The organism is Pseudomonas sp. LBUM1644, assembly GCF_059716195.1.
On sequence record NZ_CP166812.1, the window covers coordinates 297837 to 312823 of the forward strand.

Annotated in this window: 15 protein-coding genes and 1 tRNA gene; 8 read left to right on the forward strand and 8 right to left on the reverse strand. The window is 59.0% G+C overall.

What is annotated here, in order from left to right; all coding sequences use genetic code 11:
- Nucleotides 1-59: 59 nt before the first annotated feature.
- Nucleotides 60-1118 carry a PDDEXK nuclease domain-containing protein gene (locus ACA052_RS01430; RefSeq protein ID WP_497648084.1) on the reverse strand — a complete coding sequence of 353 codons (1059 nt, stop codon included), beginning with the start codon at nucleotides 1116-1118 and terminating at the stop codon, nucleotides 60-62.
- 260 nt (nucleotides 1119-1378) lie between these two features.
- On the opposite strand from ACA052_RS01430, the gene ACA052_RS01435 reads away from it, so the two are divergent.
- Nucleotides 1379-1828, forward strand: a complete 450-nt coding sequence (locus tag ACA052_RS01435; protein WP_497648085.1) for a carboxypeptidase regulatory-like domain-containing protein — start codon at nucleotides 1379-1381, stop codon at nucleotides 1826-1828.
- 10 nt (nucleotides 1829-1838) lie between these two features.
- On the opposite strand, the gene ACA052_RS01440 is transcribed toward ACA052_RS01435, so the two are convergent.
- From ACA052_RS01440 to ACA052_RS01460, 5 genes are all read right to left on the reverse strand, one after another.
- A complete protein-coding gene (locus tag ACA052_RS01440) occupies nucleotides 1839-2630 on the reverse strand; it encodes a TSUP family transporter (RefSeq protein WP_497650250.1) in 792 nt (263 codons plus the stop codon).
- Between the two features lie 205 nt (nucleotides 2631-2835).
- Nucleotides 2836-2911, reverse strand: a tRNA-Phe gene (locus tag ACA052_RS01445).
- Nucleotides 2912-3014: 103 nt separating this feature from the next.
- Nucleotides 3015-3287 carry an oxidative damage protection protein gene (locus tag ACA052_RS01450; RefSeq protein WP_064675437.1) on the reverse strand — a complete coding sequence of 91 codons (273 nt, stop codon included), beginning with the start codon at nucleotides 3285-3287 and terminating at the stop codon, nucleotides 3015-3017.
- The gene (gene mutY / locus ACA052_RS01455) at nucleotides 3284-4351 is read right to left on the reverse strand and encodes an A/G-specific adenine glycosylase (RefSeq protein WP_497648086.1); all 1068 of its coding nucleotides are present in this window, start codon (nucleotides 4349-4351) and stop codon (nucleotides 3284-3286) included. Before mutY ends, ACA052_RS01450 begins: the two co-directional genes overlap by 4 nt.
- Entirely contained in the window at nucleotides 4348-6579 is a 2232-nt protein-coding gene (locus tag ACA052_RS01460) for an AsmA family protein (RefSeq protein ID WP_497648087.1), read from the reverse strand. Before ACA052_RS01460 ends, mutY begins: the two co-directional genes overlap by 4 nt.
- 420 nt (nucleotides 6580-6999) lie before the next feature.
- Here ACA052_RS01460 and ACA052_RS01465 point away from each other — a divergent pair, with 420 nt between their 5' ends.
- From ACA052_RS01465 to ACA052_RS01495, 7 genes are all read left to right on the forward strand, one after another.
- Nucleotides 7000-8664, forward strand: a complete 1665-nt coding sequence (locus ACA052_RS01465) for an OFA family MFS transporter (RefSeq protein ID WP_497648088.1) — start codon at nucleotides 7000-7002, stop codon at nucleotides 8662-8664.
- Between the two features lie 261 nt (nucleotides 8665-8925).
- The gene (gene hisB / locus ACA052_RS01470; RefSeq protein ID WP_003218037.1) at nucleotides 8926-9519 is read left to right on the forward strand and encodes an imidazoleglycerol-phosphate dehydratase HisB; all 594 of its coding nucleotides are present in this window, start codon (nucleotides 8926-8928) and stop codon (nucleotides 9517-9519) included.
- The gene (hisH, locus tag ACA052_RS01475; protein ID WP_090176778.1) at nucleotides 9519-10157 is read left to right on the forward strand and encodes an imidazole glycerol phosphate synthase subunit HisH; all 639 of its coding nucleotides are present in this window, start codon (nucleotides 9519-9521) and stop codon (nucleotides 10155-10157) included. Before hisB ends, hisH begins: the two co-directional genes overlap by 1 nt.
- On the forward strand, nucleotides 10158-10415 hold the full coding sequence (locus ACA052_RS01480; RefSeq protein ID WP_095167374.1) for a DUF2164 domain-containing protein: 258 nt from the start codon (nucleotides 10158-10160) through the stop codon (nucleotides 10413-10415).
- A gap of 42 nt (nucleotides 10416-10457) precedes the next feature.
- Nucleotides 10458-11195: a 1-(5-phosphoribosyl)-5-[(5-phosphoribosylamino)methylideneamino]imidazole-4-carboxamide isomerase gene (hisA, locus tag ACA052_RS01485; protein ID WP_010464588.1), complete on the forward strand. Its 738-nt coding sequence runs from the start codon at nucleotides 10458-10460 to the stop codon at nucleotides 11193-11195.
- A gap of 9 nt (nucleotides 11196-11204) precedes the next feature.
- The gene (gene hisF / locus ACA052_RS01490) at nucleotides 11205-11975 is read left to right on the forward strand and encodes an imidazole glycerol phosphate synthase subunit HisF (protein WP_007897430.1); all 771 of its coding nucleotides are present in this window, start codon (nucleotides 11205-11207) and stop codon (nucleotides 11973-11975) included.
- Between the two features lie 78 nt (nucleotides 11976-12053).
- Nucleotides 12054-12809, forward strand: a complete 756-nt coding sequence (locus ACA052_RS01495; RefSeq protein ID WP_497648089.1) for a substrate-binding periplasmic protein — start codon at nucleotides 12054-12056, stop codon at nucleotides 12807-12809.
- Between the two features lie 80 nt (nucleotides 12810-12889).
- Here the strand turns inward: ACA052_RS01495 and ACA052_RS01500 are convergent, their stop codons facing one another.
- Together ACA052_RS01500 and ACA052_RS01505 are read right to left on the reverse strand one after the other, a co-directional pair.
- Nucleotides 12890-13657, reverse strand: coding sequence for a divergent polysaccharide deacetylase family protein (locus tag ACA052_RS01500; RefSeq protein WP_497648090.1), 768 nt, complete (start codon nucleotides 13655-13657; stop codon nucleotides 12890-12892).
- Nucleotide 13658: 1 nt separating this feature from the next.
- On the reverse strand, nucleotides 13659-14978 hold the full coding sequence (locus ACA052_RS01505; RefSeq protein WP_497648091.1) for a S41 family peptidase: 1320 nt from the start codon (nucleotides 14976-14978) through the stop codon (nucleotides 13659-13661).
- Nucleotides 14979-14987 lie beyond the last annotated feature (9 nt).

A 14987-nucleotide genomic window follows, 5' to 3' on the forward strand; every position in this document is an offset into this window, starting at 1 on the left:
CCTTTGCGAGTAGCTGCCAACGATAGTCTTCACCTCGCATATGAACAATCCAGCCGTGGTCATCCGGGTAACTGATCGAGCAGTCGCTGTTCAATTGCCGCCCGTTCCCGATCCAGTTCTGTGCGCAGCTCTTCTTCACTCGGGAGCACCAGCTTGTACTTGCTGGCGAACAGCTGTTCGTTGCCTTGCAGCACCGAGTAGCGCACCACTGACTCGTTTTTTTGTGCGCAAAGAATGATGCCGACGGTCGGTCCGTCTTCCTCGTTGCGTTTGAGGTCGTCATACATGCGCACATACATATCCATCTGCCCGACATCCTGATGAGTTAGTTCGCCGCGCTTGAGATCGAAGATGACGAAGCATTTGAGCAGGTAGTTGTAGAACACCAGATCGATGTAGAAGTCTCTGCCTTCGGTGCTTATGCGTTGCTGGCGGGCGATGAAAGCGAAGCCTTTGCCCAATTCAAGCAGGAAGCCCTGAAGCTGCTCGATGAGGGCTTGTTCAAGTTCGGTTTCCAGAACGATTCCTGCACTAGGCAGGCCGAGAAACTCCAGCATCACCGGATCCCGGATGAATTCCCGAGGGCTGTCGTTCATCGCGTGGATGTTGGTGGCGGCTTCCGTCATGACGGGTGACTTGTCCCGACTCATCAGCAGGCGCTCGTAGTAGAGGGTGTTGATCTGGCGTTCCAGTGCGCGGCTTGACCAGTTTTGATTGGCGGCTTCGTCCATGTACCACTTGCGTGCCATGTCACTGTCGACTCGCAAAAGCCTGCGGTAGTGGGTCCAGCTCAATTCGTGACGCAGTGCGTCACGAATTGGGAATGCTTGATAGAACAAGCGCATGTAGCGAAGGTTGGAGCTGTCAAAGCCTTTTCCGAATTCCGCTGTCAGACTCTGAGCAAGGGTTGCCAACAACTGCTTGCCATAACCCGCTCGCCGAGCCCCTTCCTGCTCGAACTCCACGATATGCCGTCCAATCTGCCAACAGGTTTGCACCTGGACCGTATCGACCGCTCGCAACACCTTCTGCCGCGCCTCACGTATCAGCTCACCAAGATTGCCAAGCAATGAGGCGAGCTGCGGCTCTTGTGTATTTCCGGGTTTGAGTGCGCTCATGAAATTTTCCGCGGCTGGAGAATAGGCCGAAGAGGATTGCAGGGGTGGGTGGGTTCGCGATGCCGGGCGCGTCTGGGAAATTGGAAGGAGAGTCCGATGGGTCTCGCAGGATCGTTCCGACAGCAATCCAGGTTTGAGGAATACAGCGCGTAGTCCAATTCGCAGTGACGCCAACGTCGAATCAATCTAAAACTGGCCGTACGCAGGGCAATCAAAAATAGGGTAACGAATGGGTTCTGCGGAGCCCCGGAGTACCCATCATGAAACACGTCCATGCATTCATCCTGCCGCTCGCCGCGGTCAGCCTGTTGATGTTCCCGGTGATGCTGCAGGCCGCCAGTCTTGACCCCATCGATAATTCAGGCGTGCAAGTCCAGCGGCAAGAACAAAACGGCGTCACCTACCTGTCCGGCGGTATCGGCGAGGATGAGTCCAAGGCGATTCAGCAAACCACCGGCTACAACCTGCACATGAGCTTCTCTGTCGGAGTGGAGAACAAATACATTCCCGATGTGGATGTCGTCATTCAAAAGTCGCCAGGGCCAACCGTACTGACACTGAGTCAGGCAGGCCCGTTGGTTTACGTTCAGCTACCGCCGGGCAAGTACGTCGTAGTCGCGACGCGCAATGGTGAGGAGCGACGTGACACGACAGACGTTGGAAGCGGTACGCCTCGCAATCTGGTTTTCCACTGGAATGGTGATGAGTGAGCATTGGTGATTATAACGACGCCAATGAATCGATGATCGCAACGCGTAGGGGATTGGTTTCTACGCTCAGCAGCTTGATCGCCAAGGCGCAGCAGACCACGATCAACATAGGTTTAATCAACCTTGGGCCGACCCGGACAGCGGCTCGTGCACCCAATTGAGCGCCGATGAAAGCCGCCAAAGCCATGGCTATCGCTATCGGCCAGATAATCACACCTTTGGTAATGAAGACCGACAGGGAGCCCAGGTTGCATGAAGCGTTGGCAAGCTTGGTAAAACTCATGGCCCGCATCATGCCCAAGCCGCAGAGAAGTACAAAACCGACGATAAAGAAAGAGCCCACGCCGGGGCCAAATATACCGTCGTAAAAGCCCAGGATCGGCGCCACGGTAAACGAGAAAAGCAGAATACCGATTCTCTTGCGTCGATCTTCATTGGCCAGCTTTGGGGACAACGCAAAATAGATGGCCACCAGAATCAGCATGATAGGCACGCACACTTCCAGATAGCGCTTATCAATAGAGCTGACCAGCAAGGCTCCACTGGCACCGCCAATAAATCCGCAGATCACCAGGAAACGGCCTTCGCGCCACTCGATCATGCCCTTGCGAGCAAAGGTTGCAGTTGCCGAAATAGTTGCTGAGGCGGCCTGGAACTTGTTCGTTGCAATTGCACTGATCGGATCTACACCTGCCAGAAACAACGCAGGCAAGGTGATCAAGCCGCCACCACCGGCAATCGCATCAAAAAAGCCGGCGCAAAAGGCGACAAGCGCCAACATCCCAATGACATCCCATGACATTTTTCTACATCCCTGTGTTGGATCTGCTCCCGTGAAATGCGGCAGCTCCTCTTCCAATTCTGACCAATCCGATGATCAGCGTATGTCGTCCATTTCCCTTAAAGCATACGGAGCGTTCCGACAGGCCCGAGGGGTACCAGGAGGGTCTCATCAAATCCCAGGCATAAAAAAACCCTGAATCTTGCGATTCAGGGTTTTCGGTATTTGGTGCCCAGAGACGGAATCGAACCGCCGACACGGGGATTTTCAATCCCCTGCTCTACCGACTGAGCTATCTGGGCAACGGGGCGCATTAAACTGGTTTTTCAGGGGGTCGTCAAGAAAGTTTTCAAAAAAATTTTAATTATTACCGTCGCTTACGTTCCGACCCTCGAAAAAGCGCGATTATTCAGCCGGCGGAACGTAGCCGTCCGCTTTGGCGTAATCCTCGCCGGAAAAGAACTTGTCCATCTCGCCCTGAAGATATTTGCGGTCTTCGGCGTTCATCATGTTCAGGCGTTTTTCGTTGATCAGTAGGGTCTGGTGCTTCTGCCAGTCAGCCCAGGCCTTAGCCGAGACGTGGTCAAAAATGTCCTGGCCTTTAGCGCCCGGGAACGGAGCGCGCTCCAGGGCGGGTAATTCTTCTTTGTACTTGCGGCACATGATGGTGCGGGTCATGACGACTCTCCTGCGTTCAATACGGCGGCCGCGCGTTCGAGCAAGGTTTTGACCGGGGCGGCAAGGCCCAGGCGCGGCGGGGTGGCGAGGTTATACCAGAGCCAGTCGGCCTCGGCCACGTGATGGCCAGCCTCCTGGACCTGGACCAGCCAGGGTTCGATGGATAACTGGAAGTGGCTGAACGTGTGCACCAGGCTTGGCAGCGCTTGTTGGCTGCCCAGTTCCAGCGAGTGCTGCGACGCCAGATGTTGCAGGTCGTCGAGGTCGTCGAGTTCCGGCAGGCTCCAGAGACCGCCCCACAAGCCCGTGGAAGGCCGGCGGTAAAGCAGAATCGCGCCTTCGCCGTTGGCGAGCATCGGCATGAGTGTGCGTTTCTGTGGCACGGTTTTACGCGGTTTGGGGATCGGGTAACGGGTTTCCAGGCCGAGCATGTGCGCTTCGCAGCCTTTTTCCAGCGGACAGAGCAGGCAACTCGGTTTGCTGCGAGTACAAAGCGTGGCGCCCAGATCCATCATCGCCTGGGTGTAGGCGTTGACCCGATCATCCGGCGTGAAACGCTCAGCGTTGGCCCACAGCTGTTTGGCGACCTTCGGCTCGCCCGGATACCCCTCTTGCGCTGTAAACCGCGCCAGGACGCGTTTGACGTTGCCATCGAGAATCGGCGCCCGCAGGCCCATGCTCAGGCTCGCGATGGCGCCGGCCGTGGACAGGCCAATGCCCGGCAGGTCGACAAGCTTTTCCACGTCTCGCGGAAACTCGCCGCCGTACTCGGCAACGATGATCTTCGCGGTCTTCTGCAAATTGCGCGCGCGGGTGTAGTAGCCGAGGCCGGTCCACAGGTGCAGCACTTCGTCTTCCGGCGCGGCGGCCAGTGCCTCGACCGTTGGCAATGAAGCCATGAACCGGTCGAAGTAATTCAGCACCGTGCTGACCTGGGTTTGCTGCAACATGATTTCCGAGACCCACACCCGATACGGGGTGATGCCTTGTTGCCAAGGCAGGTCGTGGCGGCCGTGGCGGTCGTACCAATCCAGCACCGCCGATGAAAACTGCTCGGCTCTCATCGCTTGAACAGCCCCTTCAATGCGTTTTTCAATTCCGGACTGACCTTGTCGCCAAGCTTCTCGTCGATTTTTTCGCTGATTTTGTCGCCGGCCATTTTGGTGGCGACCTGGCCCATGCGCTCGTTGTCGATGCGGCAAGCCTTGGCGCCGAGTTCCAGAGGGCCACGGCAGCGCAGCGGCCACTCGACGCCGACAAACTTGTCGCCGACCTGGCAAGCCGGGTCCGGCATGGCGCTGGTATCGCCTTCGACAATGATGCCGACGCGGTAATCCATGCCCAGCACCCGCAGGTCGACGTCGCCATCGCCATTGATGGTCATGCCGGGGATGCGCACTTTCAGGTCCGGGTTGCTGGCCACGCCGTTGCGAAAGGTCAGGTTACCCTTGAGTTCCTGGAACGGCGTGTCTTTGCCGCGCGGCTCGCCGCTGAGGGTTTTGCGATTGAGTGTCGCGATACCTTTGCACAGTTGCTGTTCGAGGTTGGCATTGAGCAGCACGCCGTTGTTGATGACGAAACTGGCGTTGCCGTTGAGGCTCTCGATCAGTGCTTTCTGGCTGTTGCCGCTGCCGGTCAGGTTACTGTTGAGTGTGACCAGGCCTTTGACCGGCGGATTTTTACCTTGGCTTTCGAGGATCTTTTCCACCGGCACTTTGCTGATGCGCGTCTGCATGTTCAGCGCTGGCACCTGCTGGCGCACGTCGAGGGTGCCCTTGGATTCGAAGTTGCCGTCGTACAAGTCGCCGCGCAGGTTCTCCAGGGTCAGCAGGCCGCCTTGGCCAGTGGCTTTTAGCGCGGCGTTCTGGATCGGCAATTTGTCGAGGGTCAACTGGCCAAAGGTCAGGTCGGCGTCCAGGTCGAGAGTGCTCAGGCGCTCCACCGGCAACAGGCGCTCGGTACTCCATGCGTCTTTGGTCGGTTTTTCCGGCAGCGGGGTGCTCCCCGCACCCGCCATGGCATCGGCTTCGGTACTCGCGACCTCGGCCTGACGCACCTGGGTGGCACTGTTGGCTTCGGCGGATTTGGGGGGCAGGTAACGGTCGGCGTTGAAGGTGTCGGCCTTGAGGGCCGCGCGCAATGACTGTTTGGCGAAGTCCTCGACGGCGATTCGGCCGCTGAAGGTGCTGTCATCCACTTTCAGGTTGATGTTGTCGAACGAGATACTGGTCGGCGTGCCGGCCACCCGGCTGACCAACTCGACTTTGCTCAGGCTGCCTTCAGCCATGGCCGGAAGTTTCTGGCCGATGCTGTCGACGAATTTCGCCAGGTCGAACTGGGCAATCGATATACCGCCGTTGATTTGCGGGGTCTTGTCGAGGTCGTTGACCTTCAGTTCGCCCAGCGCGCGCAGTTGGTTGGCGGAAATCTTGATGCCGGTCCATTCGGCGACGTTCGCCGCTTTATCCAGTAACAACTGCCCCTGAGCGGCAAAGGTCATGGTCTTGCCTTGCAGCGGATCGCCAGCGACCTCACCGGACAATTTCATGTCTTCAAGCTTGTAGCGCTGCAAGGCGCGTTCGAAACGCAGCTCGCCATTGAGCTCGGTGCGCACTCGCAGAACCGGTTGATTGGTGCCCAGGAACGCCGTGAGCTTGACCGGAATGTTGGTTGAGTCATGCACCGGGCCGGTACTCAGCTGGATGCTTTCGGCGCTGAACTGCTTGCCGGTCTTCTCGTCGCTGTATTCGACGCGGGCGTTGTTGACGGTCAGGCTGTCGATGTCCAGGCGGATGGGCTGTGCCGGTTTTTCTGCCTGGGCAGTGGTTTCCGGGACTGGCGCAGGTTCGCCATTGGTGGCGGGTGGCGTGGCCGGGGTGGCAGGCGCCGGCACCTTGCCGATGTCTTGCCAGTTGCCGTGGCCGTCCTTGTCGCGGTTCAGGCGCAGGTTCAAGCCTTCGACGCGCACGTCACTCATTTGCACTTCACGGCGCAGCAGCGGCAGTACCCGGACCGAAAGGCCCAGCATCTGCAAATCGGCAAACGGCTCGGTGGGTTTGACCAGGGTCGCGACGCTGGCTTCGTGCAACTCCAGGCCCAGCCACGGGAACAGGCTCCAGCCAATGTCGCCATTGAGCGTCAGCTGGATGTGGGCCTTGTCGCGGGCAATCTGGCGAATCTCGTCTTTATAGTCGTTGGGATCGAAGAGGTGGGTCAGGGCAAAGCCCAGCGCCACAATGATCAGCAACAGCCCGAGAAGCACCAGACCCAGGATTTTGCCGAACGCTTTCATGGGCGAGTCCTTGTAGTTAGTCGAATTCGAAATTTAGCCGGGGAGTATAGCGCTCCAAAACGGACGACCGGTCAGCGATCACGCCAGCAGCATATCCTTCCCGTGAGGGTATCGCGGTTGGCCCCCTGTAGGCGCTGCCGAAGGCTGCGATCTTTTGATTGTTGTAACCAGAAGCAAAGATCAAAAGATCGTAGCCTTCGGCAGCTCCTACAGGTGTGGAGATCGGATAACGTACGAAAGGTGATATCAGTTTGGTTTTTCTGTCACCTGCAAATGGTAACCTCTGCCGGTTCGTCCGTCCTTCTGCGGCGTGATGTCGCACCAAGCGGAGCTTCAGCCTGAAAAAACAGTCATGCGTGTGCATAAAGGCTGGAGGTGAGGAGTGGCTGGCGGACCATACTAATAATTGGGGGATACACAATGACCACGAGCACCACGGCGGACGGCCTGATAGCCGGCCAGCCCGCGTTCCTGTCCAAGGAACGCATCATCGCCAAGCCCGGTTTCAACCGTTGGCTGGTTCCACCGGCCGCGTTGGCCATCCACCTTTGCATCGGCATGGCCTACGGCTTCTCGGTGTTCTGGCTGCCGCTGTCCAAAGCCTTGGGTGTGACCAAGTCAGTGGCCTGCGCGCCGGACATGAGCTTCATTTCGCAGGTTTTCTCGTCGCAATGCGACTGGCCGATCTCGATGCTCGGCTGGATCTACACCCTGTTCTTCATCTTCCTCGGCTGCTCGGCAGCGATCTGGGGTGGCTGGCTGGAACACGCCGGGCCACGCAAGGCTGGCGTTGTATCGGCACTGTGCTGGTGTGGTGGCCTGCTGATTTCAGCGCTGGGGATTTATACCCACCAGATCTGGCTGATGTGGGTCGGCTCCGGGGTCATTGGCGGTATCGGCCTGGGCCTGGGTTACATCTCGCCGGTCTCGACCCTGATCAAGTGGTTCCCGGACAAGCGCGGTATGGCGACCGGCATGGCGATCATGGGTTTCGGTGGTGGCGCGATGGTGGGTGCTCCGCTGGCCGCAGCCCTGATGGGCCACTTCGCTTCGCCAGACAGTGTCGGTGTATGGCAGAGCTTTCTGGTGATGGCCGCGATCTATTTCGTGTTCATGATCGGTGGCGCACTGTCCTACCGCGTTCCGCCAACGGGCTGGAAGCCTGAAGGCTGGACCGCCTCGGCGAAAAAAGCCTCGAACGCGATGATCACTCACCGTCACGTCCACGTGAACGTGGCGTGGAAGACTCCGCAGTTCCGTCTGGTATGGCTGGTGCTGTGCCTGAACGTATCTGCCGGTATCGGCATCCTCGGCATGGCTTCGCCACTGTTGCAGGAAGTGTTCGGCGGCAAGTTGATTGGTGTTGACGTGCCATTTGGCCAGTTGGACGCTGCGCAACTGGCCTCGATCGCGGCGATTGCTGCCGGTTTCACTGGTTTGCTGAGCTTGTTCAATATCGGTGGCCGGTTCTTCTGGGCTTCGTTCTCGGATTACCTGGGCCGGAAAAACACCTACTTCGTGTTCTTCGCACTGGGTTTTGCCCTGTACGCGTTGATTCCAAACCTCGGTCACCTGGGCAACGTTGCACTGTTCGTGGCGGCGTTCTGCATCATCCTGTCGATGTACGGCGGTGGTTTTGCGACCGTTCCTGCTTACCTTGCGGACTTGTTCGGCACGCAAATGGTCGGTGCGATCCATGGTCGTCTGTTGACGGCGTGGGCAGCGGCGGGTGTGTTGGGTCCGGTGTTGGTGAACTACCTGCGTGAGTATCAGTTGAGCATCGGCGTTGAACGCGCGGCGGCTTACGACATCACGCTGTACATCCTCGCGGGCTTGCTGGTGCTGGGTTTCCTCTGCAACCTGCTGGTGCGTCCGGTAGCCGACAAGTACTTCATGACTGACGCTGAGCTGGCTGCCGAGCAGGCGCTGGGCCACGACAAAGGGGCTGACAGCAGCACCGTGCTGGAGTGGAAAGCGGCGCCGGGCAGCAAGCCGTTGGCGATTACCGCATGGCTGGTGGTGGGCATTCCGTTGGCGTGGGGTGTTTGGGTGACCCTGCAGAAAACGGCAGTCCTGTTCCACTAAGAGATGCAGAGTGCCTGACATGTGTTGTGTCAGGCACATTGGCTTATGCCTGAAAAGATCGCAGCCTTCGGCAGCTCCTACAGGAGTGCACATAACCCTGTAGGAGCTGCCGAAGGCTGCGATCTTTTGCTTGTATGGACATGTCTATCCCCAACAGCGATGAATTCACTCCGTCAGCGATATCACCTCTCGTGTTTCTGTTTCCCGCCCGCGCCCCTATAATGGTTACCTTTTTCGCCCAATGATTTTGCGGAGCTGGTGATGGCCGAACGTAAGGCGTCAGTCGAGCGCGATACTCTGGAAACCCAGATCAAAGCCTCGATCAACCTGGATGGCACCGGAAAGGCCCGATTTGATATCGGTGTTCCTTTTCTTGAGCACATGCTGGACCAGATCGCCCGTCACGGGCTGATCGACCTGGATATTGTCAGCAAGGGCGACCTGCATATCGACGACCACCACACCGTGGAAGACGTTGGTATCACTTTGGGTCAGGCCTTCGCCAAAGCCATCGGCGACAAGAAAGGCATCCGTCGCTACGGCCACGCCTATGTGCCGCTCGATGAAGCGCTGTCGCGCGTGGTGATCGACTTCTCTGGCCGTCCTGGCCTGCAGATGCACGTTCCTTATACCCGCGCCACCGTCGGCGGCTTCGACGTTGACCTGTTCCAGGAATTCTTCCAGGGCTTCGTCAACCACGCCCTCGTCAGCCTGCACATCGACAACCTGCGTGGCACCAACACTCACCACCAGATCGAAACCGTGTTCAAGGCATTCGGCCGCGCCCTGCGCATGGCCGTAGAGCTCGATGACCGCATGGCCGGTCAGATGCCGTCGACCAAAGGCGTTCTGTAATGCAGACGGTCGCGGTTATCGATTACGGCATGGGCAACCTGCACTCGGTGGCCAAGGCCCTCGAGCACGTCGGTGCCGGCAAGGTCCTGATCACCAGCGATGCGGACGTGATTCGCGAAGCCGACCGGGTAGTTTTCCCCGGCGTCGGTGCGATTCGCGATTGCATGGCGGAGATCCGTCGCCTGGGTTTCGACTCGCTGGTGCGTGAAGTCAGCCAGGACCGTCCGTTCCTCGGCATCTGCGTCGGCATGCAAGCCTTGCTCGACAGCAGTGAAGAGAACGACGGCGTCGACTGCATCGGCCTGTTCCCAGGCGCGGTGAAGTTCTTTGGCAAAGACCTGCATGAAGACGGCGAACACCTGAAAGTCCCGCACATGGGCTGGAACGAAGTGAAGCAGACGGTAAGTCATCCGCTGTGGCACAACATTCCGGACCTGGCGCGTTTCTATTTCGTGCACAGCTACTACATCGCGGCCGGCAATGCGCGGCAGGTGGTGGGTGGCGGTCACTACGGCGTCGACTTCGCAGCGGCGTTGGCCGATGGCTCGCGTTTTGCCGTGCAGTTCCACCCGGAGAAGAGCCATACCCATGGCCTGCAATTGCTGCAGAACTTCGCTGCGTGGGATGGTCGCTGGTAAATGGCCGTCAAGAAAAAGCCGCCGATCCTGACCCTCACTCCCGAGCAGGAGAACGAGGCCAATCACAAGATCAAGCGCTTCATGGAAGACCGTTTCGAACTGGACCTGGGTTCATTCGAAGCGGGCGAAATCCTTGAGCTGTTTACCCGCGAAATTGCGCCGCACTATTACAACAGGGCGATTTTCGATGTGCAGACGCACCTTAAAGAAAGGTTCGAAAGCATCGAAAGCGACCTGTGGGCGCTCGAGAAAAACTGATTTTCGAGCGAAGCTGAACAATCGAATTTGAAGGTTTGCCAGATGCTGATTATTCCCGCTATCGATCTTAAAGACGGCGCCTGTGTTCGTCTGCGCCAGGGCCGCATGGAAGATTCCACAGTGTTCTCCGATGATCCGGTGAGCATGGCTGCCAAGTGGGTGGAGGGCGGTTGCCGCCGTCTGCATCTGGTCGACCTGAACGGCGCCTTCGAAGGCCAGCCGGTCAACGGCGAAGTGGTCACCGCCATCGCCAAGCGCTACCCGAACCTGCCGATCCAGATCGGCGGCGGTATCCGTTCCCTGGAAACCATCGAGCACTACGTGAAAGCGGGCGTGAGCTACGTGATCATCGGCACCAAGGCCGTGAAAGATCCAGCCTTCGTCGCCGAAGCCTGCCGCGCGTTCCCGGGCAAAGTGATCGTTGGTCTGGATGCCAAGGATGGCTTCGTCGCCACCGACGGTTGGGCTGAAATCAGCACCATTCAGGTGATCGACCTGGCCAAGCAATTCGAGGCCGACGGCGTGTCCGCGATCGTTTATACGGACATCGCCAAAGACGGCATGATGCAGGGCTGCAACGTTCCGTTCACCGCTGCGCTGGCTGCTGCCACGCGCATTCCGGTGATCGCTTCCGGCGGTATCCACAACCTCGGTGATATCAAGTCGCTGCTCGACGCCAAGGCGCCAGGCATCATCGGCGCGATTACCGGCCGGGCGATCTACGAAGGCACCCTCGACGTCGCCGAAGCGCAAGCTTTCTGCGATTCGTACAAAGGCTGAGGACTGACCATGGCGCTGGCCAAACGCATCATCCCTTGCCTGGACGTGGATAACGGCCGGGTCGTCAAAGGTGTGAAATTCGAGAATATTCGTGACGCCGGCGACCCGGTGGAAATCGCCCGTCGTTATGACGAGCAGGGCGCCGACGAGATTACCTTTCTCGACATCACCGCCAGCGTCGACGGTCGCGATACCACGCTGCATACCGTCGAGCGCATGGCCAGCCAGGTGTTCATCCCGCTGACCGTCGGCGGTGGCGTGCGCACCGTGCAGGACATTCGCAACCTGCTGAATGCTGGCGCGGACAAGGTTTCGATCAACACCGCGGCCGTGTTCAATCCAGAATTCGTTGGCGAAGCGGCACAGCATTTCGGCTCGCAGTGCATCGTCGTCGCCATCGACGCCAAGAAGGTCTCCGGCCCGGGCGAAACCCCGCGCTGGGAAATCTTCACTCACGGTGGCCGCAAGCCTACCGGACTCGACGCCGTGGAATGGGCGAAAAAAATGGAAGGCCTGGGGGCAGGTGAAATACTGTTGACCAGCATGGACCAGGACGGCATGAAAAACGGCTTCGACCTGGGCGTCACCCGCGCCATCAGCGATGCGCTCGGTATTCCGGTCATCGCCTCCGGTGGCGTTGGCAACCTGCAACACCTGGCCGATGGCATTCTCGAAGGCCACGCCAGCGCGGTATTGGCGGCGAGTATTTTCCACTTTGGCGAATACACGGTGCAGGAAGCCAAGGCCTACATGGCTCATCGCGGCATCGTGATGCGCTAAACAAACCGATACAGGCCAGTGGACATCATGGCGGGCTCAAGGCACTCTTGGGTACGCCATGGATTTCGGTAGCCAGACATGCTCAAACGCCTCCTTCTCGCCCTCGCCAGTGCTTCTCTATTCCTCATCAATGGGGTGCACGCTGCAGAAAATCCCGACGCCGACCTGGTGTTGCTGACAGAAAACTTCCCGCCATACAACATGGCGAAAAACGGCAAGAACTTCGCTCAGGACGAGAATATCAACGGCATTGCCGTCGACATCGTCCGAGAGATGTTCAAGCGCGCCGACGTTACCTACAGCCTGACGCTGCGCTTTCCCTGGGAGCGGGTCTACAAACTTGCCCTGGAAAACCCCGGTTACGGTGCGTTCGTGATGGCACGTTTGCCGGACCGCGAGAAGCTCTTCAAGTGGGTCGGGCCGATCGGTCCGGACGACTGGATCATGCTGGCCAAGGCTGACAGCAAAATCACCCTCGAAACACTGGATGACGCGCGAAAGTACAAAATTGGCGCGTACAAGGGCGATGCCATTGCCATGACGTTGGCCAAGCAAGGCTTGAAACCATTGGTTGTACTGCGCGATCAGGACAATGCGAAGAAACTGGTCAACGGCCAGATTGATCTGTGGGCGACCGGCGACCCTGCCGGGCGTTATCTGGCGCGCCAGGACGGTGTCACCGGGCTCAAGACCGTGCTGCGCTTCAACAGCGCCGAGTTGTACCTGGCATTGAACAAAGATGTGTCGGACGAGATGGTTGCCAAGCTTCAAGCGGCGCTGGACCAACTGCGCAAGGAAGGCAAGGTAGACGAGATCATGGCGCGGTATCTCTAGGGTGAATCAAAAGATTGCAGCCTTCGGCAGCTCCTACATGGGTATGCGCCCTGTAGGAGCTGCCGCAGGCTGCGATCTTTTCAGCGGTACACCCCATCCTTTCCGTGCGCAGCCGTCGCGCGATTGCTGCGCACGCTGATCATCTGCTTGATATCAATCCATACAATTCCCTGAGCCTTCAGCTTCGGCAATTCGCGCTCCAGCACCGCCAGTGTCTGCGGATACGGATGCCCGATCATCACCGCCGAGCCCTGTTTATGCGCCAGGCTGATCGCCGTCTGCAACTGGGTAAGGATCGCCGCCTCAGTCCGCTCGTCATCCAGGAATACATCCCGCGAAACACTCGCCAAGCCAATTTTCTGCGCCTCGGCCGCTCCCACGGTCTGGGCACTGGTGCGGCTATCGACGAAGAACTTGTGCCGCTGCTGCAAGTCCGCCATCAGCCAGGCCATGGCGGCCGGCTGAGCGGTCATGCGACTGCCCATGTGGTTGTTGATGCCAGCGGTGTATGGCACGACCTTGAACGCGGCGTTCAGGCGTTTTTCGAGTTCGTCGATGGGCAAGTCGGGATGCCAGGCGAACGGGCCGGTGGCCGGGTCCATGGGCATGTGCAGGATGACGATCTTGCCGGCGCGATGGGCTTCACGGGCAAACTCGGTGGCATGGGGCGTGTCGGGCGTGATTGCCGTGGTCACGGGGCCGGGCAAGGCCAGCACGCGACGATCCCGGGGCAAGTTCTGCCCCAGGTCATCGATGATCAAACTGATGTAGGCCTTTTGAGGGGCAGGCGCTGCGTGAGCAGCACCCGCCAGACAGCAGAGCAAGCCGAGGATTAACCGCAGGCGCATCTCAGCGACCGGACGTGATGCTCAACCCTTTGAGCAGGCTCAGGGCCTGAGCCAACTGGTAATCGTCATCCTGCGGCATTGGTTTGGCTTTGCCGCTGGAACCGGTTGGTTTGTCGGCGCCGCCGTTGCCATTGCCCAGGTGACCTTGCAGATCCGCTTCCTTGAAGTACTCGCCGTCCTGCTCGCTGGTGATCTTGGCCTTGCGCACTTCGATGTCCGGGACGATGCCCTGTGCCTGGATCGAGCGGCCATTCGGCGTGTAATACAGCGCCGTAGTGATCTTCAGTGCGCGGTCGTTGTTCAGCGGCAGCACGGTTTGCACCGAGCCTTTACCGAAACTGGTGGTGCCCATGACCACAGCGCGTTTCAGGTCCTGCAAGGCGCCTGCGACAATTTCCGACGCCGAGGCGCTGCCGCCGTTGATCAGCACGACCATTGGCACGGCTTCGCTTTCGTCTTTGCCGGTGGCGGAGAAGCGCAGTTCGGAGTTGGCGATGCGGCCCTTGGTGTAGACGATCAGGCCTTTGGTGACGAAATGGTCGACCACTTCCACCGCCGCTTGCAGCACGCCGCCCGGGTTGTTGCGCAGGTCGAGTATGATGCCGTTGAGCTTCTTGCCGTTGTCCTTGCGCAGTTTGGCCAGGGCCTTGGAGACTTCTTCGCCGGTCTTGACCTGGAACTGGGTAATGCGGATGTAGCCGTAGCCGGATTCCAGCAACTGGCTCTTCACGCTCTTCACTTGAATGACGGCGCGGGCCAGCGTGACGTCGAACGGCGTACCGCCATCGCGCACCAGGGTCAGGGTGATTTTCTGGCCAATCTTGCCGCGCATTTTGTCGACGGCTTCGGTCATGGTCTGGCCGCGCGTAGGCGCGCCGTTGATTTTGACGATGAAGTCGCCTGCCTGGATGCCAGCCTTGGAGGCCGGGGTGTCATCGATCGGCGAAACCACCTTGATGAAACCGTCTTCGGCGCCGACTTCAATGCCCAGGCCGCCGAACTCACCGCTGGTGCTTTCCTGCAACTCGGCGAAATCTTCCGGGCCCAGGTAGGCGGAGTGCGGGTCGAGGTTGCTGAGCATGCCCTTGATGGCATTTTCCAGCAGGGTCTTGTCGTCCACCGGTTCGACATAGGCGGCCTTGATCCGGTCCATGACCTCGGCAAAGGTGCGCAATTCATCCAGCGGCAATGGCGCCTTGGTGGTCGCAGCAGTGCCCGCAGGCGCGACAGCCGGAGCCGGTTGAGCGGCAAACGCCAGAGGCGCGCCGATCACCAGGGCGATCGTCAGGGCCAGCGAGGTAAGGCGGGACAAATGCAGCATGTCGAACGA